Raw genomic sequence first — 20935 nt, 5'->3', positions numbered from 1 at the left:
CTAGCGGCTCTATGGGGGCCCAAAAACACCATATCATTTCACGAGGGTTAAAAAACAAAGTGATCGCGTCGATCGCAAAACCGCACTTTTAAATCACGTTTAACCGCACTTTATGTTTTCAAAATTAAAATCTCGATTATACGATCCGCCCCCAGAATAAGATGCTGAGCGTGTGCCTAAAGTGCTAGGGGAGGGAGGGTTTGATCCCGATCGAGCCGTAGCAATTTGGCGCTAAGCGAATATCTTATGGACAGGGGCAAAATGTCGTTTCTTTGCTTCCTTTCTTTGGACAAGCAAAGAAAGGAAGTCGCTAACAGCGAAAAACGATGTTGGTGACGGAGTGCTGAGAGAGAAAAGATCGCCCGCCGCAGGCGGAAAGGATAGCGGTGACGGAGTCATGAAAGAAATCAAGGGAAAGAAAAAAGATAGCGATAACGGAGTGATAACCGCACGCCGAGCGCCGCGCACAGCGGTGAAAAATAAAAGTGCGGTTACACTCTCAGCTCAAAGCGCTGGCGCGTGCCGTCTAACTTAAAGCCCAACGCCTCCCAAAAGGCCTGCTGCGTTGACATCGCATCAAGCACCAAACGCTGGCTTTGCGTAAAGCGCACAAACTCCCGACACTTACCCAACAACAACCTCATCACCATTTGCTGATCCTCACCGGAGTGAACAAAAATATCACTCAACTGCCAATAGCGACTCAACTGCAGCGACGACCAGTGCGGATAAAGCTGCGCAAAACCAATCGCCCGCTCTTGCGCATCAAGGGCAATAAAAATAATACTCTCACTAAAACGAATACGATTGGTTAAAAACGCCCGCGCGCGATCAGGATTGGCGGGGCTGCCGAGATGGCTACGGTACTGCTCAAATAGCGGCAATAGCAAATCTAAATTCCACACTTCAGCTTTAAAAATACGCATAATCCATCTCGTTGGTGACAGGTGGGTAAATTGTAGCCTGTTTATCGCAAATAATCACCACTTTGCCTGCCAAAATGGCCAAAAAGCTCATCAAGATCAAAAAAATTGCCCACAACACAGCTTTTTTCGGCGAAGTTTGCTATAGTATTTCGCGTCAAATTTTAAACATAACTAAGGAGTTTAACTATGGCACGTCGTCCATTAGTAATGGGAAACTGGAAATTAAATGGCAGCAAAGCAATGACTCGCGATTTAGTCGACGGTTTGAAAAAAGAACTCGCCGGCGTTGAAGGCTGTGATGTGGCCATCGCCCCGCCTGTGATGTATTTAGCTGAAGCTGAAGCCGCGCTGCAAGGCAGCCAAATTGCCCTTGGCGCGCAAAATGTGGATGTGAATGTCTCTGGTGCCTATACGGGTGATATTTCAACCGATATGCTCAAAGATTTTGGCGCGAAATACATCATCATCGGCCACTCTGAGCGCCGTACTTATCACAACGAAAGTGATGAATTCATCGCCAAAAAATTCGCCGCCCTGAAAGCCGCAGGCTTGGTACCAGTGCTGTGCATTGGTGAAACTGAAGCACAAAACGAAGCAGGCGAAACCGAAGCGGTGTGCGCACGCCAAATTGACGCGGTGCTCAACACCTTGGGCGCTGAAGCCTTCAACGGCGCAGTGATTGCCTATGAGCCAATTTGGGCGATCGGCACTGGCAAATCCGCCACCCCAGCGCAAGCGCAAGCGGTGCACGCGTTCATCCGTGGCCACATCGCGAAACAAGACAAAGCCGTGGCTGAGCAAGTGATTTTGCAATACGGCGGCTCCGTTAACGACAGCAACGCGGCAGAATTGTTCACCCAGCCGGATATCAACGGCGCGTTGGTAGGCGGCGCGTCATTAAAAGCGCCCGCCTTTGCGGTGATTGTGAAAGCAGCGGCAAAAGCGAAAAACTAAAAACGAGTTTAAGTTGATTTTCATAAAGTGCGGTTTGGCTGACAAATCGCACTTTTTTTTGCATCAAAAGTGCGGTTTTTGTACTTGTGTAATCCCGCCATAGCGGTATAATTTTTCGGCGAAATTAATTCTTATAAACACAACATCCACTGCAGGTAATATCATGAAAAAACTCGTCACAGCGCTTGGGGCGCTTTCTCTTGGGCTTTTGGCTTATTCCAACACGGCAAGCGCGCAAGGCCGCTTGGTGGTTTATTGCAGCGCCACCAACGCCATGTGCGAAAGCGAGGCGAAGGCGTTTGGCAATAAATACGATGTCAAAATTTCCATCGCGCGTTATAGCACTGGCAGCGCGCTGGCCAAAATTGAGGCCGAAAAAACAATCCGCAGGCGGATGTGTGGTATGGCGGCACGCTTGAACCGCACTTGCTTGCAGCCAACACCGGCTTAACCCAGCCTTATGCCTCGCCAAATTTAGCCGAGATTGACCCGCGCTTTATCCGCACTGAAAAAATGAAAGCGCATTACCTGTCACCGATTTATATGCTGGTGCTCGGCTTTGGCGTGAACAACGAGCGCCTAGCGCGCATCAACGCCAAAGCACCACAATGTTGGACAGACTTGCAACATAGCGAATACAAAGACGAAATCCAAATGCCTGACCCACAAAGCTCGGGCACGGCGTACTCTTTGCTGGCCACGTTTGTGCAAATCATGGGCGAGGACAAAGCGTTCGACTTTTTGAAAAAGCTCAACGGCAACATCGGGCAATATAACAAATCCGGCCCAATTGCTGCGCGCAACGTCGGCCGCGGCGACAGCGCGCTGGGCGTGGGCTTTTTGCATGGCTACACCCAAGAAAAGAAAAAGGCGCGCCAGTGGATTTGATCATCCCGTGTGAGGGCACCGGCTACACCTTGGGCGCGGTGAGCATCCTCAAAGGCGCACGCAACCTCGACAACGCGAAGTTGTTTGTGGACTGGGCGCTGTCTAAAGAGAGCCAAGAGCTGATGTGGAAAGAAGGTGAGTTTAACCAAATCATCACCAACCGCACCGCGCAACAAGCGCCAACGGCGTTGCAATTAGACAAACTCAATTTGATCGAATTTGACTTTGAAAAATACGGCGATCCTGCGGTGAGCAAGCACCTCATCAAACGCTGGACAGACGAAGTGAAACTTGGCAAATAACCTCCCCAACCGCACTTTGCCCTAAAGTGCGGTTTCCCTCACGGGCGCAAACCCATCGGCGAAAAGCACTACATAAAAACAGCGTTTTACTCTATAATATAGCGCGAAATTTATCCAACTATTAGCCAAGGACCTGTTATGCACGCCAATCGCCCTATCCGTCAGGCTTTGTTGTCGGTTTCCGACAAACAAGGCATTGTTGAATTTGCAACCGCACTGCACCAACGCGGCGTTAAACTCCTCTCCACCGGTGGCACCGCCAAATTATTGCTCGAGCAAGGCTTGCCTGTGGTGGAGGTGTCGGACTACACGGGCTTCCCAGAGATGATGTCGGGCCGGGTGAAAACCCTCCACCCGAAAATTCACGGCGGGATTTTAGGCCGTCGCGGGGTGGATGATGCAGTAATGAATGAGCACGAGATTGCGCCGATCGATATGGTGGTGGTGAACCTCTACCCGTTCGCGCAAACAGTCGCTAAGCCGGATTGCACGCTGGAAGATGCGGTGGAAAATATCGACATCGGCGGGCCGACCATGGTGCGATCAGCGGCGAAAAATCACAAAGATGTTGCCATTGTGGTGGATAATCGCGATTTTGACCGCATTATTGACGAGCTTGATGCCAACCAAAACAGCCTCACGTTAGACACCCGTTTTGATTTGGCGATCAAAGCCTTTGAGCACACCGCGCAATATGACGCGATGATTGCCAACTATTTTGGCCGGCTGGTGGCGCCGTATTTGGGCGCCGATGAGGATGAAAAAAACGCTAAGTGCGGTCAGTTCCCGCGTACGCTGAATCTCAATTTTGTGCGCAAGCAAACCATGCGCTATGGCGAAAACAGCCACCAAAACGCCGCGTTTTATCAAGAATTGCAACCTAAAGAGGCGAGCGTGGCCACCGCGGTGCAGCTGCAAGGCAAGGCGCTTTCTTACAACAATATTGCCGACACCGATGCGGCGCTGGAGTGTGTGAAAGAATTCAGTGAGCCTGCCTGCGTGATTGTCAAACACGCCAACCCATGCGGCGTGGCGCTCGGTGAAGACATTTTGCAGGCCTATGATCGCGCCTACCAAACCGATCCAACCTCGGCCTTTGGCGGCATTATTGCGTTTAACCGCACTTTGGATGACAAAACCGCGCAGGCGATTATCGATCGCCAATTTGTGGAGGTGATTATCGCACCTAAGGTGAGCGAGGCGGCGCAAGCGGTGCTGAAAGCGAAGAAAAACGTGCGCGTGCTCGCGTGCGGGCAGTGGCAAGCGCGCCAGCCACGGCTGGATTTCAAACGTGTTAATGGCGGGCTGCTGGTGCAAGAGGCTGATTTAGGCATGGTGGGGCTCGAGGATTTGGAAGTGGTGAGCAAACGCCAACCTAGCGAGGCGGAGCTCAAGGATTTGCTCTTTTGCTGGAAGGTGGCGAAATACGTCAAATCCAACGCCATTGTGTATGCCAAAAATAATCAAACCATCGGCATTGGTGCCGGCCAAATGAGCCGCGTTTATTCCGCCAAAATTGCGGGCATCAAAGCCGCTGACGAGGGCTTGGAGGTGAAAGGCACTGTGATGGCGTCCGATGCCTTCTTCCCGTTCCGCGACGGCATTGACGCGGCCGCCAAAGCGGGCGTGAGCTGTGTGATTCATCCAGGTGGCTCGATGCGCGACCAAGAGGTGATTGACGCGGCCGATGAGCACAATATGGCGATGGTGCTGACCAAAATGCGCCACTTCCGCCATTAAGATTTAAAAGTGCGGTCAGCGCACCGCACTTTGCCTTTTGGCGACATAACGACAGATTTCATAAACAACGATAAAAAAGGATGATATCTATGCAGTTTGCTGTTATTGGATTAGGAAAATTTGGCCTAACGGCCGCGCTGGAGCTTCAAGCGCTTGATAACACCGTGACCGCCATCGATCACGATGAAAAATTGATTGAAAAAATCGGCGAGCAGTTGCACTACGCCGTGATTGCCGATTCCACCGACAAATCAGCGCTCGAAGAGCTCAACATTGCCGAATATGAAGCGGTGCTGGTGGCGATTGGCTCTGACATTGAGGCCAGCTTGTTGACCGTGCTGAACCTGCAAAGTTTGAATGTGAAAAACATTTGGGTGAAGGCCAAAAACCAAGCCCACGCCACCGTGCTCAAAGGCCTTGGCATTGTCAAAGTGATTGAGCCAGAGCAAGACATGGGCGTGCGCATTGCGCAAGCGATGAACTACCCGATGGTGAGCCAATATATGCCGCTGGGCGACAATTACTTTTTGATCAAAATCGTGGTGGCCTCAACCGAGCACAGCTTGGCCAAATTGCAGCACAAATACCCGAATGACAAATTTGTTGGCGTGATGCGAGACGGCCAGTTGATTCACGATTTAAGCCATGACTTCCACTTTATGGAAGACGACCGCCTGCTGGTGATGGGGGAGCTTGAAAGCCTGCGCAATTTGTCACAAGAGTTTAAAGCCTGATGAAAGTTTACCAGTCCTCCACGCAACCATTGCGCCTGCTGGTGCTGGGCTTTTTGAGCTTTATTTTTATCGGCGCGTGCTTGTTAAAGCTGCCGTTTGCCTATAACGGCGAGTTGCCGTGGCTAAGCGCGTTTTTCACCGCCACCTCGGCGGTCACGGTCACCGGCCTTGCGGTGGCGGATACGGCCAATTACACTGTGTTTGGCCAAAGCGTGATTATGGTGCTGATTCAAACCGGTGGCTTAGGCTTTATGACCTTGGCGATTGCCGCGATGATGAGTATCGGCATTCGCATCAGCTCCGGCAGCCAGCAAGTGGCGCACGAGGCACTGGGGATTGTGCCGATGCACTTAATCGGCAGCACCGCGCGGCTGGTTATTTTATTCGCCTTGATGTTTGAGCTGGCGGCGGTGGTGGTGCTCACCTTGCGCTGGATGGGCGATCTCGGCTGGCAGCGCGCGCTGTATGAAGCGGTGTTTTACGCCATCTCAGCCTTTAATAACGCGGGCTTTGCCCTAAGCCCAGACAGCATTATGCCGTTTGTCGATGACATCACCGTGAATGTCACTATCACGGCGTTGATTATCCTCGGCGGCTTGGGTTTTACGGTATTGATCGACATCACCAAAAACCGCCGCTGGAGCAAATTCAACCTCAACACCCGCTTGATTTTGATCGCCACCTTTGCGCTCAATGTAGGCGCTTTTGTGTTTTTCTTTTTTATGGAAACACAAAACCCGAACACGCTGGCCAACGCGGGCTTGCAAGAGCAGGTGCTGGCTTCGTGGTTCCAAGCAGTCACCCCGCGCACCGCGGGCTTTAACTCAATTGACATCAGCCAAATGACTGATGCCAGCACCATGGTGATGATGTTTTTGATGTTTATCGGCGGCGGCTCGCTGTCCACCGCCAGTGGCATCAAAATCGGCACCTTGGTGGTGCTGCTGGTGGCCACCGTGTCATACATCAAACGCAAAGACTCGGTCACCATCATGCGTTACACCATCAGCGCCGAGCAAATTCAGCGGGCGATTGCGCTGTTTTGCATCAGCTTGATGTTGATTCTCTTCAGCTTGGTGATTTTGCTGATGATCGAGCACAAACACCCGTTTTTGGATGTGGTGTTTGAAGTGGTCTCCGCTCTGGGCACCGTGGGGGTTTCGCGCGGGCTGACAGGGGATCTCTCGCCGCTGGGGCAAATGGTGATCATGGTGATGATGTTTGTGGGTCGTTTGGGGCCGCTGACCATTGCTTATGTCATCGCGCTGCCGGTGCGCAGCAAAGTGCGCTACCCCGCCGCCACGATTCATATTGGTTAAGCACAAAAACAAAAGGCAACCTCGGTTGCCTTTTTTATTCCACGCTTCGCTTAGATTATTTCACCCGTTGGCAGTTTTCCGCCAAGGGGCGGCCTAGGCTGTCGCTGAGAGTGGCGCTTTGGCCATTGTCAGACCACGTCCATTGCGTATTGGTGTACCGCTTGCCGCGCTCGGCAATGCTTGGCAGCAGGCGCTGGCTGACTTTGCGAAAGGTGATGTTAATGGACGGATTTTTGCTGCGTTGTTGCGCGGCTAGGTTGTCGAGCACCGTGAGTTTGAGCTTGCCTTGGGTGCATTGGTAGTGAAAAGTGCGGTCTTTTTTCACGCGCACCGGCGCTGCACTGGCGGGGTTGTCCGCTGGCGTTGGCGCGGTTGCCGTGAGAGTAGTGCAGCCGCACAACAAGGCGAGGGGCAAGTAAACAAGCGCTTTCATGCAATCCTCCAATAAAAAGCCCATTGAGGTGGTTCAATGGGCGAGGGTGTTATTTTTTGAACGAGTAGCTGCCATCGCTATTGCGGGTGAAGCTACTGCCGTTTTCCAATGTCAGGCGGCTGACACGGCCTTGGCTGTTGAGCTGCACGCGCACTTTATCGCCTGGCTTGAAGCGGCTGAGCGCACCGTTGGCGCCGTTGGCTTTGGTCATGGCGTTGACATCAGAGATGTTCAAATTGTTGTTGCGGAACACCTGCATCAAGGTTACGCCTTTTGGAATTTCCAACGTGCGCACAGGGCCTGATGCTGCAGAGCTGCTGGCTTTGTTGGCAGGTTTGGCGCTGACCACTGGCGCAGCTTTTTGCGCAGGCTGGGTGTGTTTGCTCACCTGTGGCTGCGGTTTGGCCGGTTTTGGTGCTGGTTTGCTGGCTTGCGCTTTTGGCGCTGGGGTCACCACTTTGCGCTCAGCCGGTTGCGCAGGCTTGCTGACCACTTTCGGCGGCACAACTGCTGGCGGCGCGTTTTGCGCGGTGTCGTTCACATTCGGCTCAACGTTCGCTTGTGGCGCAGCCTCCGGCGCGCTTGGCTCGGCTTGTGGCGCGCTGGCAGCGGTGTTGTCAACCGCACTTTCCGTGGTGTTGTTCGCAACCGCACTGTTGTCGCCTTCAGCCGCTTGGTTGGTTTGCTGCTCTTCAGATTGATTGAGTGGTTGGAACTCAATTGGCAGCGCGTTGCTGTTTTGGTTTTGCAGCGCTTCAACGGTGGTGTTGTTGCTTGGTTTGAGCCATAACACCAGCAGCAATAGCACAATCAAAATCAACAAGGCCACCACCAAGCGGCGATGTTTGGCCGGCAGGCGGCTTAAAATGCCCCAGGTTTCAGGCTTTTTCCAGCTGGCTTTGGGTGCCACAGGCGGCACAACCGCACTTGGGGTTTCTTGCGCGGGGGCAGTGCTTTCTGGCGCGTCAGCGTTGACCACAGGCTTGACCACAGGCTCAATAGGCTCGAGATTGAGCTCTGGCTGGGCGGTGTCGCCTTGGCCTAAGGTTGGCTCTTGGTGCGGTTTGTCGTCGCTTTTGTGACGGAATTTGTTAAACAGCGAGCCCTTTTCTTCCACCGGTTTTTTCGGAATGATTCGCTCGGCTTTGAAATCGGCATTCGGTTGCACTGGGTTGTCAGCGCTCACGCTGTTGTCTGTTGGATTAGTTGGTTTGTCGTTCACGCAACACCTCAAAAGTTGACTGTTAAGAATTCCCTCTATTCTAACAACTCAGGCGAAGAAAAACAGGGGGAAATGTCATTTTATTGCGCATTCTTGTGAATTGGCGGGCGTGATCAGGGTTTTATTCGGCTGATGGGCAATCTCGCGCGCCAACCGTGGCACCAAATAGCCCGAGGTGCTGGCCTGCAACTGCTGATAAAGTGAAAGTGCGGTGGCATCGTCAACATAAAAATGCGCCGCGCCGGCCACTTTGTCAAGCAAGTGTAAGTAATAGGGCAGCACGCCCGCGTCAAACAGTGCCACACTCAGCGCACGCAGCACCGCGGCGTTGTCGTTGACGCCTTTGAGTAGCACTGATTGGTTGAGCAGCACCACATCAGCCTGCTTGAGCCGTAAAAGTGCGGTGCGCAGGGCGTCATCCATTTCATTGGGGTGATTGATGTGCGTGACCAGCACGCAGTGCAGGCGCGAGCGGTGCAGGCGATCGCAAAGTGCGGTCGTAACGCGCTGGGGGATCACCACTGGCAGGCGGGTGTGAATGCGCAGCGTGTTGACGTGGGCAATCGCCTCGAGAGCGGTGATCAAAAAATCCAGCTGGGCATCGTTGGCCATCAGCGGGTCGCCGCCGGAGAAAATCACTTCATTGATTTCACCGTGCTCGGCAATGTAGTCCAGCGCGCCTTGCCACACCGCTTTGGTGCCTTGGTGGTCTTGATAAGGAAAGTGGCGGCGAAAACAATAGCGGCAATTGACCGCGCAGCCGCCTTTGACCATCATCAGCACGCGGTTGTGGTATTTATGCAACAGCCCTGGGCGCACCGCGTCGTGCTCTTCCAGCGGGTCGGTGACAAAGCCCTCAACGTGTTCAAACTCGCCCGCGCCGCTCATCACTTGCAAAAAGAGCGGGTCGTGCGGGTTGCCCTTTTCCATCCGCGCTACAAACGGCAGTGGTGCCAGCAGCGGGAAGAGCTTGCGCGCTGCAATGGCGCGTTCAAAGCCTATGTGTGGGATCTCAAGTGCGGTCAACAACGCCTCGGGCGATTTAATTGCCTGCTTTAGGCTCTGTTGCCAGCTTAATTCTTCGCTATTTTGCATTTTTGGGTTATGATAGACACTTTATGATAGTATTTTGCAATCTTAATCTAAGATCACATTTTTTCATAGTAACGAGGACACAATGGCTACATATTCTACCAGTGATTTCAAACCTGGCCTTAAATTTATGCAAGATGGCGAACCGTGCGTCATCATTGAAAATGAATTTGTCAAACCGGGCAAAGGGCAAGCGTTCACCCGCACCCGTATCCGCAAATTGATTTCTGGCAAAGTATTGGATGTCAACTTTAAATCAGGCTCCACCGTGGAAGCCGCCGACGTGGTGGACACCAACTTGACGTTTTTGTACAAAGACGAAGAGTTCTGGCATTTCATGAACAACGATACCTTCGAGCAATTGGCGGCCGACGCCAAAGCGGTGGGCGACAACGACAAATGGCTTTTAGACCAAGCCGACTGCATCGTCACCTTGTGGAACGGCGCGCCAATCAGCGTGACGCCACCAAACTTTGTCGAGCTGGAAGTGGTTGACACCGACCCAGGCCTGAAAGGCGACACCGCTGGCACCGGCGGCAAACCGGCCACACTCAGCACTGGCGCGGTGGTGAAAGTGCCACTGTTCGTTCAAATCGGCGAGGTGATCAAAGTCGACACCCGCTCTGGCGAGTACGTCTCCCGCGTGAAATAAGCGCACCTGAATCACAACCGCACGTTGAAAGTGCGGTTTTTTTGTGCCTGAAAAACACAAAGTGCGGTCGAATGCAATAAAAAACTTGCAATGCACCTTGAAATTTGCTAGCGCGGCGCCATATAAGCTACGTGAACGACAGTATGTCAAGAATTTAGGAGAGCTTATGAATATCGAAAAATTAACCACCAAATTTCAACAAGCCATCGCCGAGGCGCAATCGTTAGCGCTCGGTGGTGAGCAGCAATACATTGAACCTCTGCATTTGATGACCGCACTTTTAGATCAACAAGGCGGCTCGGTGCAGCCACTATTAACCAGCTGTGGCATCAACACCAGCGAGCTGAAAGCGCAATTGCAGCGTGAAATTGCCCGCTTGCCGCAAGTGTCAGGCAACGGCGGCGATGTGCAGGTGTCGCCACAATTGGTGCGGTTGCTTAACCGCTGTGACCAACTGGCGCAAAAACGCAACGACACCTTTATCTCCTCTGAGCTGTTTGTGCTCGCGGCATTGGAAGACAAAGGCGCGCTGGGCAGCATTTTGCGCAACATGGGGCTGAAAGCCGACAAAGTGGAGGCTGCGATCATGCAAATGCGTGGCGGTGAAAGCGTTAACGACCAAGGCGCGGAAGAAACTCGCCAAGCGTTGAAAAAATACACCATTGATTTAACTGAGCGTGCCGAAAAAGGCAAGCTGGACCCCGTAATTGGGCGTGATGAAGAGATCCGCCGCACCATTCAAGTGCTGCAACGGCGCACCAAAAATAACCCTGTGCTGATTGGTGAGCCAGGGGTGGGTAAAACCGCGATTGTTGAAGGCTTGGCCCAGCGCATCGTCAATGGCGAAGTGCCTGAAGGCTTGCGCCACAAACGCGTGTTGTCCCTTGACATGGGCGCGTTGATTGCGGGGGCAAAATACCGCGGTGAATTTGAAGAGCGCTTGAAAGCGGTGCTCAATGAAATCAGCAAAGAAGAGGGGCGTATTATCCTCTTTATTGATGAAATTCACACCATGGTCGGCGCGGGCAAAACCGACGGCGCGATGGATGCGGGCAACTTGCTCAAGCCATCACTGGCGCGCGGTGAGTTGCACTGCGTGGGTGCCACCACCTTGGATGAATACCGCCAATACATTGAAAAAGACGCCGCCCTTGAGCGCCGTTTCCAAAAAGTGTTGGTGGACGAACCAAGCGTGGAAGATACCATTGCCATTTTGCGTGGGCTGAAAGAGCGCTATGAAATTCACCACCACGTGCAGATAACTGACCCTGCGATCGTGGCGGCGGCGACGCTTTCGCACCGTTATATTTCAGACCGCCAATTGCCGGATAAAGCGATTGACTTGATCGACGAGGCGGCCTCGAGCATTCGGATGGAAATTGACTCCAAACCGCAACCGCTTGACCGCTTAGAGCGGCGCATTATCCAGCTCAAACTCGAGCAACAAGCGCTGCAAAAAGAAGACGACGATGCCAGCCGCAAACGCTTGGATATGTTGGAAAAAGAGCTGAGCGACAAAGAGCGCGAATACTCTGAGCTTGAAGAGGTGTGGAAGAGCGAAAAAGCCGCCTTGTCTGGCACCCAGCACATCAAAGCGGAGCTGGATAACGCGCGAATCAAAATGGAACAAGCGCGCCGGGCGAGTGACTATGAAAAAATGTCGGAGTTGCAATATGGCGTGATCCCAGAGCTGGAAAAACAGTTGCAAGCGGCCGAAAGCCAAGAGGGCAAAGAGATGACCTTGTTGCGCTATCGTGTCACCGACGAGGAGATTGCCGAAGTGCTCTCTCGCGCCACCGGCATCCCAGTTTCACGCATGATGGAAGGCGAGAAAGAAAAATTGCTGCGCATGGAGCAAGCCTTGCACAAACGTGTGATCGGCCAAAGTGAAGCGGTGGACGCCGTGGCCAACGCCATTCGTCGCTCGCGCGCGGGATTATCTGACCCGAACCGCCCAATTGGTTCATTCCTGTTCTTAGGGCCAACGGGGGTGGGTAAAACCGAGCTGTGCAAAACGCTGGCGCAATTTATGTTCGACAGCGAAGAGGCGATGATCCGCATTGATATGTCGGAGTTTATGGAAAAACACAGCGTGTCACGCTTAGTGGGTGCGCCTCCAGGCTATGTTGGCTACGAAGAGGGCGGCTATTTAACCGAAGCGGTGCGCCGTCGGCCGTATTCCGTCATTTTGCTTGACGAGGTGGAAAAGGCTCACAGCGATGTGTTCAACATCTTGCTGCAAGTGCTCGACGATGGCCGCCTTACCGACGGCCAAGGCCGCACGGTGGATTTCCGCAACACAGTGGTGATCATGACCTCCAACTTAGGCTCGGATTTAATCCAAGAAAACAAAGAGTTGGATTATGACGGCATCAAAGCGCTGGTGATGAACGTGGTAGGGCACCATTTCCGCCCAGAGTTCATCAACCGGATTGATGAAACCGTGGTGTTCCATCCATTGGATAAAGAGAACATCAAAGCGATTGCGCAAATTCAGTTGGATCGCTTGAGCAAACGCATGGAATCCCATGGCTACGTGCTGCATTTTGCCGAGTCAGCCTTGGAGTTCATCGCCAAAGTGGGCTACGACCCGCTCTTTGGTGCGCGCCCGCTCAAACGCGCAATCCAGCACGACATTGAAAATGCGCTAGCGCAAAAAATTCTCTCTGGAGAATTGCTCCCCGGCAAGCCAATTACGGTGAGCATTGAAGATGACCGTGTAATCACCGCGCAATAAATGAAAACCGCACTTTGCATAAAAGTGCGGTTTTTTGTATTATCAAGGCGAACAACTAACAAAGGAGTGTTCTATGTTGAAAAAATCAATCTTATGTGTGGCCCTTGCAGGCGCATTGGCCAGCGGTGCGGTGTTGGCGGATACCCGCACAGTGTCTTTAGATTGGGCGCACGCGAATGTGAAAAACGCCAGCGATCTTAACGGTTTCGCCATTGGCTATCAGCATGAGTGGGACAACACCCAATGGGGCGTGTTGGGCACGTTCAGCTATATGAAAGGCACAACGGATCAAACGTTAACAATTGATCCACCTGATAAACATCAAGTATCTGGTAACGTAAAATACTACTCTCTGTTAGCTGGCCCAACTTACCGCTTTAACCCTGTGTTCAGCGCCTATGCGCAATTAGGTTTGGCACACGTGAAAGCGGATGTTGACTGGACATGGTTAAACCACGAAAGCGGTAATTATATTGCTCGCGGCCATGGTTCAGAGAGCAAAGACACCACCGCACTGGCTTATGCTGTGGGTGTGAAATTTGACGTCGCGAAGAATTTCTCCGTGAACGTGGGGTATGAAGGCACCAACGCTTCAATCGATGACCCAAGAAATTTCAAAGGTTATGATAACTTCAACGGCTGGCGCTTAGGTGTGGGCTACTCATTTTAATTGAGATCAATAGCATAATGCCAAACCCAAAGTGCGGTTTGGCATTTTTTTTGACCGCACTTTTAATCGATCAAAATCGCAAGCCACGTCACCACGGTGATCACCATCGCGATAAACACCGCCGCCGAGCCGTAATCTTTGCCGCGGCCTGAGAGCTCATGGCGCTCCAGCCCGATGCGGTCAATGGCGCACTCGACTGCACTGTTGAGCATTTCCACCAGCATCACCAGCAGCACGGAGCCAATCAACAACACCAGCTCGACCGCACTTTGTGCAATCCAAAATGCCAGCGGGATTAATATCACCGCCGCCAGCAGCTCGTGGCGAAAGGCCGTTTCATGGCGCGCGGCATAGCGCAGGCCCTGCCAAGAATATTGCGTGGCTTTGATCAAGTGGGCGAGGCCCTTGTGTTTGTAGTTGCTCATGAGTGTCCTAATTTGATAAACGTTTGGCTTCAATCACATCGTCAATGCGCAGCAGCGAGCTGAGCAGCCGGCCGAGCAGCTCGACATTCATCAGCTCAATTTCCAAATCCATGGTGGCGGTCATTTTTTTCAAATCGCTCTTGCTGGAAACGCGAATCACACTGACTTTTTCATTCGCCAACACGGTGGTGATATCACGCAACAGCCCCGTGCGGTCGTTGGCCACCACACGCACCACCAGGTTGAATTTGGTGTTGAAGCTCTCACCCCACACCGCTTCCACCACCCGCTCTGGGCTGGCCTCTTGCAGGTTGCGGATTTGCTCGCAATCGGCGCGGTGAATTGAAATGCCGCGCCCTTGGGTGATGTAGCCTAAAATTTGATCGCCTGGGATCGGCTGGCAGCAGCGCGCGATGTGGTGCATCAAATTGCCCACGCCCTCAATCACCACCTGCCCGCGGCCAGCGTTGTTGCTTGGCGCGGCGGGTTTGTTCTCCACTTGGCGCAAAATGTGCTCGTCCACCTGTTCGGCCGACGGGCGCAGCAGCTTGGCTTGCAAAAAGTTCATCAGCTGATTTAAGCGGATGTCGCCATTGCCAAGGCCAGCGTAAAGGTCATCAATGTGCTTGAGGTTGTGCCGCGGCAGGGCGTAGGTTTCCACCTGCTTGAGGCTCAGCCCGAGCTTGGCGATTTCGGCCTCCAGCAGCTCTTTGCCGATCGGGATATTTTTCTCACGGTCTTGGCGTTTGAACCACGCTTGAATTTTCGAGCGCACGCGTGGGTTAGTGACAAAGCCGTTGTTTGGGTTGAGCCAATCGCGGCTTGGGTTAGGGTTTTTCTGGGTGATGATTTCGACTTTATCGCCCATTTGCAAGGTGTAAGTGAACGGCACAATGCGATCGCCAACTTTAGCGCCAATGCAGCGGTGGCCCACTTCACTGTGGATGGTGTAGGCAAAATCAAGCGGGGTGGAGCCGGTCGGCAAATCGACGATGTCGCCTTGCGGCGTGAAGACATAAATGCGGTCGTCAAAAATTTTGCTGCGGGTTTCCTCCAGCACGCTGCCGCTGCGGCTTAAATCTTTCTGCCACGCGAGCACTTGGCGCAGCCACGCAATTTTTTGCTCATAGCCACCGCGCCCTGCGCTTTCGCTTTCTTTGTATTTCCAGTGCGCCGCCACGCCAAGCTCGGCATCGGCGTGCATTTGCTGGGTGCGGATTTGCACCTCAATGGCTTTGTCACCCTCGCCGAGCACCACGGTGTGAATCGATTGATAGCCGTTCGGTTTCGGGTTGGCGATGTAGTCGTCAAACTCGCTGGCAATGTGGTTGAAGTGGCTGTGTACAATGCCGAGCGCTTTGTAGCATTCATCAAGGCGCTGAACAATAATGCGCACGGCGCGGATGTCATAGAGCTGCTCAAAACGCAAATTTTTCTTCTGCATTTTCTTCCAAATGCTATAAATATGCTTCGGCCGGCCGTAAACATCCGCATTGCCGAGATTTTCCTGCGCCAAAAATTGGGTTAATTGCTGCGTGAAATGCTGGATATAGGCAACGCGATCGCGGCGTTTTTCCCCCAGCATTTTGGCAATGGCGTGGTAGTGCTCGGGGTCGAGGTAGCGGAAGCAGTAGTCCTCCAGCTCCCATTTTAGCTGCCCGATACCCAGGCGGTTAGCCAGTGGCGCATAAATCGTATGGCACTCTTTCGCCGCCAGCACTTTTTCAGCTTCGGAGATAAAATTGTTCTCCTCACGCAAAAAGGCGATGCGCTCAGCGAGCTTGATCACCACACAGCGGAAGTCATCCACCATTGCCAGCAGCATGCGCCGCACGTTATCCACCTGCACGTTGGAGCTGCTTTGTTTGGTGTCCAGCGCGCGGATGCTGTCCATGTCGACCACGCCTTTGGCGAGCTTGCGGATATCCAGCCCAAAATGCTCTTTAATCTCGTCGTAATTGACAATGCGCCGCTTCGCCAGCGGATAGATCATCGCGGTGATCAGGCTGTCTTGGTCCATGTTGAGGCTAGTGAGCACCTCCACCATCTCGGTGGCGCAATAGAGCAGGTATTGCCGCTCGGTGGGCTCATGCTCGTGCAGCAGCGGCAGGCTGTATGCCCACGCCTGCGTGAGCTTCTCGCGCGTAGCACTCGAGATAGGCAAGGCATTCGCCCATAGTGTGAAATCAAACTCACTGTCACTACTTAAATGCGATGCACGAATGGCGACCATATTACCTCCTTGATCATGCCCGTTGGCGAAAGTGCGCAATGGCCTCAACATGCCCTGTTTGCGGGAACATATCCACAGCCATGCAGCGCGTGAGCTCAAAGCCCGCGTCAATCAGCTGTTGGCTGTCGCGCACCAAGGTGGCGCCATGGCAGGACACATACACAATTTCTTGCGGCTGCAAGCGGCACAAGTGCGGTATCACAAAGGCGGCGCCTGCGCGCGGTGGGTCTAACAGCACTTTAGTAAACGCCTGCTTGGCCCAAGGTTGCGCGGTGAAATCTTGGGCTAAATCCGTTTGATAAAATGCTATATTACCACAATTATTGGCCGTTGCGTTGAATGTTGCGCGCTCCACCATCGCCTGCACGCCCTCAATCCCGACCGCACTTTGGCAATGTTGCGCCAGCGGCAAGGTGAAATTACCAATGCCGCAGAAGAGATCCAACAGGTGGTCTTTATCGTCTAATTCCAACCACTCAAGTGCGGTGTCGATCAGCACCTGGTTCATCTCGGCGTTGACTTGGATAAAATCACGAATAGCAAAATAGAGTTTTTGGCCATTGGCCAGCTGATAAAACGGCGCCTCGCCGCACCACTGCGCAATGGTATTTTCATGCTCACTGACAAACAGCATCAAGTGATGGCGCTGGGCAAAGGTGAGCAACCGCACTTTGTCTTTTTCGCCCACCTCGCCAACATGGCGCAACAGCAGCGCCACACCGTTGGTGGCATCGGTCAGCTCAATATGGCCAAGGCGGGCTTTGTGCTGCCAGCTGGCAAACAGGGTTTGCAGCGGCGCGAGCAGCGCATTGAGGGCAGGCGTGAGCACCTCGCAGTGGTCAATTGGCACAATCTGGTTTGACCCTTTGGCGCGAAAGCCCATGGCAAGCGTGTTGGTTTTGCGCTCAAAGTTAAGGCTCAAATGCGCGCGGCGGCGGTATTGCCACGCCTTGCTGTGCGCGATGCCGTGGGTGGCAATCGGCGCGCTTTGCAACGCTTGCAGGCGGTCAAAAAGTGCGGTTTGCTTGACTTTGCGCTGCAGGCTTTCAGGCATATGTTGGAGTTGGCAGCCGCCACAGCGGTGATAAAAACCGCACTTTGGTGGTATGCGCTCATGGCTCGGCTGGGCGATTTTCACCGCGCGCGCATGGCCAAAGCGGCGCTTTTCTTGGCTGATGTGCGCACGCACGCGCTCACCTGGCAGGGCGTTTTCCACAAACCAGGTTTTCCCCCGCGCGTGCCCCACGCCCAGGCCGTGGCCGTCAAGGGCGGTGATCGCCAGTTCCAGCGTGGCAGTGCGCGGCGTGTGTGCTTTGTCAGAATAAAAAAGCGCCATAGATTCTCTCGTTGCAATCAACACAAAAAAGCAGCTCAACGCTGCTTTTCATGGCTTCGTGGTGGATTACTTTTTAAACGCGCCCAAAATGCCGCGCACAATTTGGCGAGTAATTTGGTTGCGGATGTTGCGCCCCACGCTTTTGCTCACGCTGGAGACAATTTGCTCGGTGGCGGTGAGCTCTTCGCCGCGTTTTTTCTTGCCAAAAATCATGCGGTTGAGTGTGCCCATGATGCCGTCTTCTTGTTGCTGCTGGGCTTGCTCAGCTTGTTTGGCAGCCACCGCGGCAAGGTCTTTTTGCGCATTGAGTACCTCAAAGGCCGATTCGTTGTCTACCGCATCGCGATAGACGTTATAGAGGTCATCATCATGCACCCATTGGTCACGCTCGGCGTCGCTAATCGGCTTAAGTTGGCTGCGCGGCGGGTAAATGTAGGCGATTTCCACCGGTGCTGGCATGCCTTTTTCATCCAAAAACGACACCAAGGCCTCCCCCACGCCGAGGGTGGTGATGGCCTCCACCACATTGACATTCGGGTTGCTGCGGAAGGTTTCCGCCGCCGATTTCACCGCTTTTTGATCGCGCGGCGTGAAGGCGCGCAGTGCGTGTTGAATGCGGTTGCCCAGCTGGCCAAGCACGGTGTCAGGCAAATCCAGCGGGTTTTGTGTCACAAAATAAACGCCCACCCCTTTTGAGCGGATCAGGCGCACTACTTGCTCCACTTTATTGATCAGTGCGGTTGGCGCGCCGTCAAATAATAGATGCGCCTCGTCAAAAAACATCACAAAAGTTGGCTTGTCAGGGTCGCCGACTTCAGGCAAGTTTTCAAACAATTCCGCCATCAACCACAATAAAAAGGCGCTGTACATCTGCTTGGAGTTGATCAACGTTTGCGCGTTGAGGATGTTGATCACCCCGCGCCCGTCACGGGTTTGCAGCCAATCGTCCAAGTTCAGCGCAGGCTCACCAAAAAGTGCGGTCGCGCCTTCGTTTTCGAGCGTCAACAGCGCGCGTTGAATCGCCCCCACACTGGCGGCGGACACATTGCCGTATTCCAAACGGTAGGTGCTGGCGTTTTCCGCCACGTGGGTGAGCATGGCACGCAAGTCTTTGATGTCAATCAGCAGCAAGCCTTTGTCATCGGCCACTCGGAAAACCAAATTGAGCAAGCCCTCTTGAGTGGCGTTGAGGTTCATCAAGCGCGCCAGCAGCATCGGCCCCATTTCTGAAATGGTGGTGCGCAGCGGGATGCCCGTTTGGCCAAACACATCCCAAAATGACACCGGGTAGCCCTTGAAATAATCATTGCCGCCGAGGTTGAACTGCTCAACCCGCTCGCCCACTTTGCCGCTGAGCTCACCAGGCTTGGTCAGGCCTGAAATATCGCCTTTCACATCCACCAAAAACACCGGCACACCGTCGTCGCTAAATGCTTCGGCCAGCGTGCGCAAGCTGATGGTTTTGCCGGTGCCGGTTGCGCCGGCAATCAAGCCGTGGCGGTTGGCCATTTTGGCGGTGAGGGAGAGCGTGTCGCCCGCTTTGGTTTGGGCTAAAGGATAGCGTGCCATAATGATGTCCTAAGGTTAAAAAACTGTGTTCACTATACCGAATTTTATCACAAATGTTAATCATCCAGCGTGCGCTTTACGGATTGTCTATCATTTTAATGATGCGAGCAGGATTGCCCGCCACGAGCGCATTCGCAGGCACATTTTTACTCACCACACTGCCTGCGCCCACCACCGCATTGTCGCCAATGGTTACACCAGGGCAGACAATCACACCGCCTCCGAGCCACACGTTATGCCCGATATGAATTTCTTGCCCGCTCTCCACGCCTTCCATCACACGTGAGCGCACATCGAGCGGATGCGTGGCGGTATACAGTTGCACATTTGGGCCGATGAGCACATTATCGCCAATATAAATCCGAGCGACATCTAAAAAGGTGCAGTTAGCATTCACAAAAATGCGCCGCCCTACCACGATATTCTCGCCATAATCACAAAAAAAGGGCGGCTCAATATACAGCTGCTGCGCCTCGGCATTGGGAATTAACGCACAAAGTGCGGTTTGCCAAGCGTGAGTGCGTGCAAGCGCTTGATTAAACTGCTGCAACCGCACTTTGCAATGTTGGCGCAGGGCGATCAACTCAGGATCGTCGGCCAGATAAGGCTCACCTGAGCGCATTTTCTCTCGCTGCGTTTTCATCGCTATGCCCTAACCGTTTGCACCAAGGCACTTAAATCACCGCTAAATTGCTGCTTTTGCGCCATCGCGTGGATGTCGTCAAAGGTCATTTTCTGGCCGTTATACACCACCACCATGCTCACATCACCCAGTTGCAAAAAGTGCGTTTCGCCAAAGGCGGTATAGCGTGTTGCCCCAATGCTAATCACCGCTTGCTGTGGGTAACCTGCGGTTTCAAGCAGTGGCGCAATGTGGTGAGTGGGGCCAACGTCTTGCTGATGATTCATGCGATCAACAATCCAATCAAGCAGCTGCTGGTGAAAATAGCTATAACCCACCACGGGGCTGTCGACGCCATAAGTGTTTAGCTGGCCGTCGCGCAGGTGGAAGCAGGCAATGCGATAGTCATCAAGCTTGCCGCCCACGTCAAGGCCGTCAATGGCAATCCACTGGGAAGAAAGCCCCTTGCTGTTCGCACCCCAGTTTTTCTTATCGGCAATTTTGTGCGCATTCGGCCGGCGGATCGAGCAGTCATTAAAGGCGGCAAAAGCGCGCGGTAAAAGTGCGGTCACAGCGTGATTTTCGTCGTAGCGAATATCGCACAACAGCGCCACCTCGGGCTCAATTTGCAAATTATCGGCATCATCAGGAAAGGCAATCGTATCAGGCGAGAGCGGGTAAATTGACAAAAAGCCCGTGGCAAAATTAGGCACATAAAATGGGAAAATCGCCTTCGGCTGAACCGCACTTTGCACTTGCACATGCTTGAAATCGGCCGCTTCGCCCGCTTGTTCGAGGTGGCCGGCAAAATTCCCCGCTACACCAAAGCCAATAATTTCATTTAACGACATACTTCCTCCTGATATAGAAAAGAAAAAGTATAACAACAAAGTGAGAGTGAGGGGGCGCAATGTTACAAAATTGTGAGCAAGCGCAAATAGAAAGTGCGGTTTTGGGCGGGGTTGGTGAAATTTAACGCAATTGAGATAAGATTTAAAAAAATGATCAAAAAACGCTTGCAAGGATAAATATTTTGCCTATAATACGCCTCCACAACGACACGCTATCGTGAAGAAGTAAA

The 20935-nt window shown here is 53.1% G+C and carries 17 protein-coding genes and 1 pseudogene; 8 read left to right on the top strand and 10 right to left on the bottom strand.

Annotated features, from left to right (window positions below; genetic code table 11):
- Positions 1-491 precede the first annotated feature (491 nt).
- Positions 492-926: a GNAT family N-acetyltransferase gene (locus HPC37_RS10155; RefSeq protein ID WP_208123005.1), complete on the bottom strand. Its 435-nt coding sequence runs from the start codon at positions 924-926 to the stop codon at positions 492-494.
- Positions 927-1112: 186 nt separating this feature from the next.
- Here HPC37_RS10155 and tpiA point away from each other — a divergent pair, with 186 nt between their 5' ends.
- The 5 genes and pseudogenes from tpiA (at position 1113) to HPC37_RS10130 (ending at position 6863) form a co-directional block, all read left to right on the top strand.
- Entirely contained in the window at positions 1113-1880 is a 768-nt protein-coding gene (gene tpiA, locus HPC37_RS10150) for a triose-phosphate isomerase (RefSeq protein ID WP_208123004.1), read from the top strand.
- 163 nt (positions 1881-2043) lie between these two features.
- Positions 2044-3070, top strand: a pseudogene (locus HPC37_RS10145) (ABC transporter substrate-binding protein).
- Between the two features lie 138 nt (positions 3071-3208).
- Positions 3209-4810 (top strand): bifunctional phosphoribosylaminoimidazolecarboxamide formyltransferase/IMP cyclohydrolase, encoded by a 1602-nt coding sequence (gene purH / locus HPC37_RS10140; protein ID WP_208123003.1) that lies wholly within the window; start codon positions 3209-3211, stop codon positions 4808-4810.
- An 89-nt stretch (positions 4811-4899) separates the two neighbouring features.
- Positions 4900-5544, top strand: a complete 645-nt coding sequence (locus HPC37_RS10135) for a potassium channel family protein (protein ID WP_208123002.1) — start codon at positions 4900-4902, stop codon at positions 5542-5544.
- Entirely contained in the window at positions 5544-6863 is a 1320-nt protein-coding gene (locus tag HPC37_RS10130; protein WP_208123001.1) for a TrkH family potassium uptake protein, read from the top strand. The genes HPC37_RS10135 and HPC37_RS10130 overlap by 1 nt, the downstream gene beginning before the upstream one ends.
- A 55-nt stretch (positions 6864-6918) precedes the next feature.
- On the opposite strand, the gene HPC37_RS10125 is transcribed toward HPC37_RS10130, so the two are convergent.
- The 3 genes from HPC37_RS10125 to epmB all read right to left on the bottom strand — a co-directional run bounded on the left by HPC37_RS10125 (position 6919) and on the right by epmB (position 9613).
- A complete protein-coding gene (locus HPC37_RS10125) occupies positions 6919-7296 on the bottom strand; it encodes an MliC family protein (protein ID WP_208123000.1) in 378 nt (125 codons plus the stop codon).
- Positions 7297-7345: 49 nt separating this feature from the next.
- Entirely contained in the window at positions 7346-8518 is a 1173-nt protein-coding gene (locus HPC37_RS11200; protein WP_208122999.1) for a LysM-like peptidoglycan-binding domain-containing protein, read from the bottom strand.
- 75 nt (positions 8519-8593) lie between these two features.
- On the bottom strand, positions 8594-9613 hold the full coding sequence (gene epmB, locus HPC37_RS10115; protein WP_208122998.1) for an EF-P beta-lysylation protein EpmB: 1020 nt from the start codon (positions 9611-9613) through the stop codon (positions 8594-8596).
- A gap of 82 nt (positions 9614-9695) precedes the next feature.
- Between epmB and efp the strand changes: the two genes are divergently transcribed.
- From efp to HPC37_RS10100, 3 genes are all read left to right on the top strand, one after another.
- Positions 9696-10262 carry an elongation factor P gene (gene efp / locus HPC37_RS10110; RefSeq protein ID WP_208122997.1) on the top strand — a complete coding sequence of 189 codons (567 nt, stop codon included), beginning with the start codon at positions 9696-9698 and terminating at the stop codon, positions 10260-10262.
- A 166-nt stretch (positions 10263-10428) separates the two neighbouring features.
- A complete protein-coding gene (gene clpB, locus HPC37_RS10105) occupies positions 10429-12999 on the top strand; it encodes an ATP-dependent chaperone ClpB (protein ID WP_208122996.1) in 2571 nt (856 codons plus the stop codon).
- Between the two features lie 73 nt (positions 13000-13072).
- Positions 13073-13669: an outer membrane protein gene (locus HPC37_RS10100; RefSeq protein ID WP_208122995.1), complete on the top strand. Its 597-nt coding sequence runs from the start codon at positions 13073-13075 to the stop codon at positions 13667-13669.
- A gap of 62 nt (positions 13670-13731) precedes the next feature.
- On the opposite strand, the gene HPC37_RS10095 is transcribed toward HPC37_RS10100, so the two are convergent.
- The 6 genes from HPC37_RS10095 to HPC37_RS10070 form a co-directional block, all read right to left on the bottom strand.
- Entirely contained in the window at positions 13732-14094 is a 363-nt protein-coding gene (locus HPC37_RS10095; protein ID WP_208122994.1) for a diacylglycerol kinase, read from the bottom strand.
- A gap of 7 nt (positions 14095-14101) precedes the next feature.
- Positions 14102-16327 carry a GTP diphosphokinase gene (gene relA, locus HPC37_RS10090; protein WP_208122993.1) on the bottom strand — a complete coding sequence of 742 codons (2226 nt, stop codon included), beginning with the start codon at positions 16325-16327 and terminating at the stop codon, positions 14102-14104.
- A gap of 13 nt (positions 16328-16340) precedes the next feature.
- A complete protein-coding gene (rlmD, locus tag HPC37_RS10085) occupies positions 16341-17663 on the bottom strand; it encodes a 23S rRNA (uracil(1939)-C(5))-methyltransferase RlmD (RefSeq protein ID WP_208122992.1) in 1323 nt (440 codons plus the stop codon).
- A gap of 66 nt (positions 17664-17729) precedes the next feature.
- Positions 17730-19232 carry a helicase HerA-like C-terminal domain-containing protein gene (locus tag HPC37_RS10080; protein ID WP_208122991.1) on the bottom strand — a complete coding sequence of 501 codons (1503 nt, stop codon included), beginning with the start codon at positions 19230-19232 and terminating at the stop codon, positions 17730-17732.
- 76 nt (positions 19233-19308) lie between these two features.
- Positions 19309-19875 (bottom strand): sugar O-acetyltransferase, encoded by a 567-nt coding sequence (locus HPC37_RS11110; RefSeq protein ID WP_208122990.1) that lies wholly within the window; start codon positions 19873-19875, stop codon positions 19309-19311.
- A gap of 2 nt (positions 19876-19877) precedes the next feature.
- The gene (locus HPC37_RS10070) at positions 19878-20705 is read right to left on the bottom strand and encodes a DUF5718 family protein (RefSeq protein WP_208122989.1); all 828 of its coding nucleotides are present in this window, start codon (positions 20703-20705) and stop codon (positions 19878-19880) included.
- Positions 20706-20935 lie beyond the last annotated feature (230 nt).

Source organism: Spirabiliibacterium mucosae (assembly GCF_014884965.1).
GTDB classification, from domain to species: Bacteria; Pseudomonadota; Gammaproteobacteria; order Enterobacterales; family Pasteurellaceae; genus Spirabiliibacterium; species Spirabiliibacterium mucosae.
The sequence above is the reverse complement of the archived record's forward strand: the minus strand, read 5'-3'. Positions and strand labels throughout refer to the sequence as shown.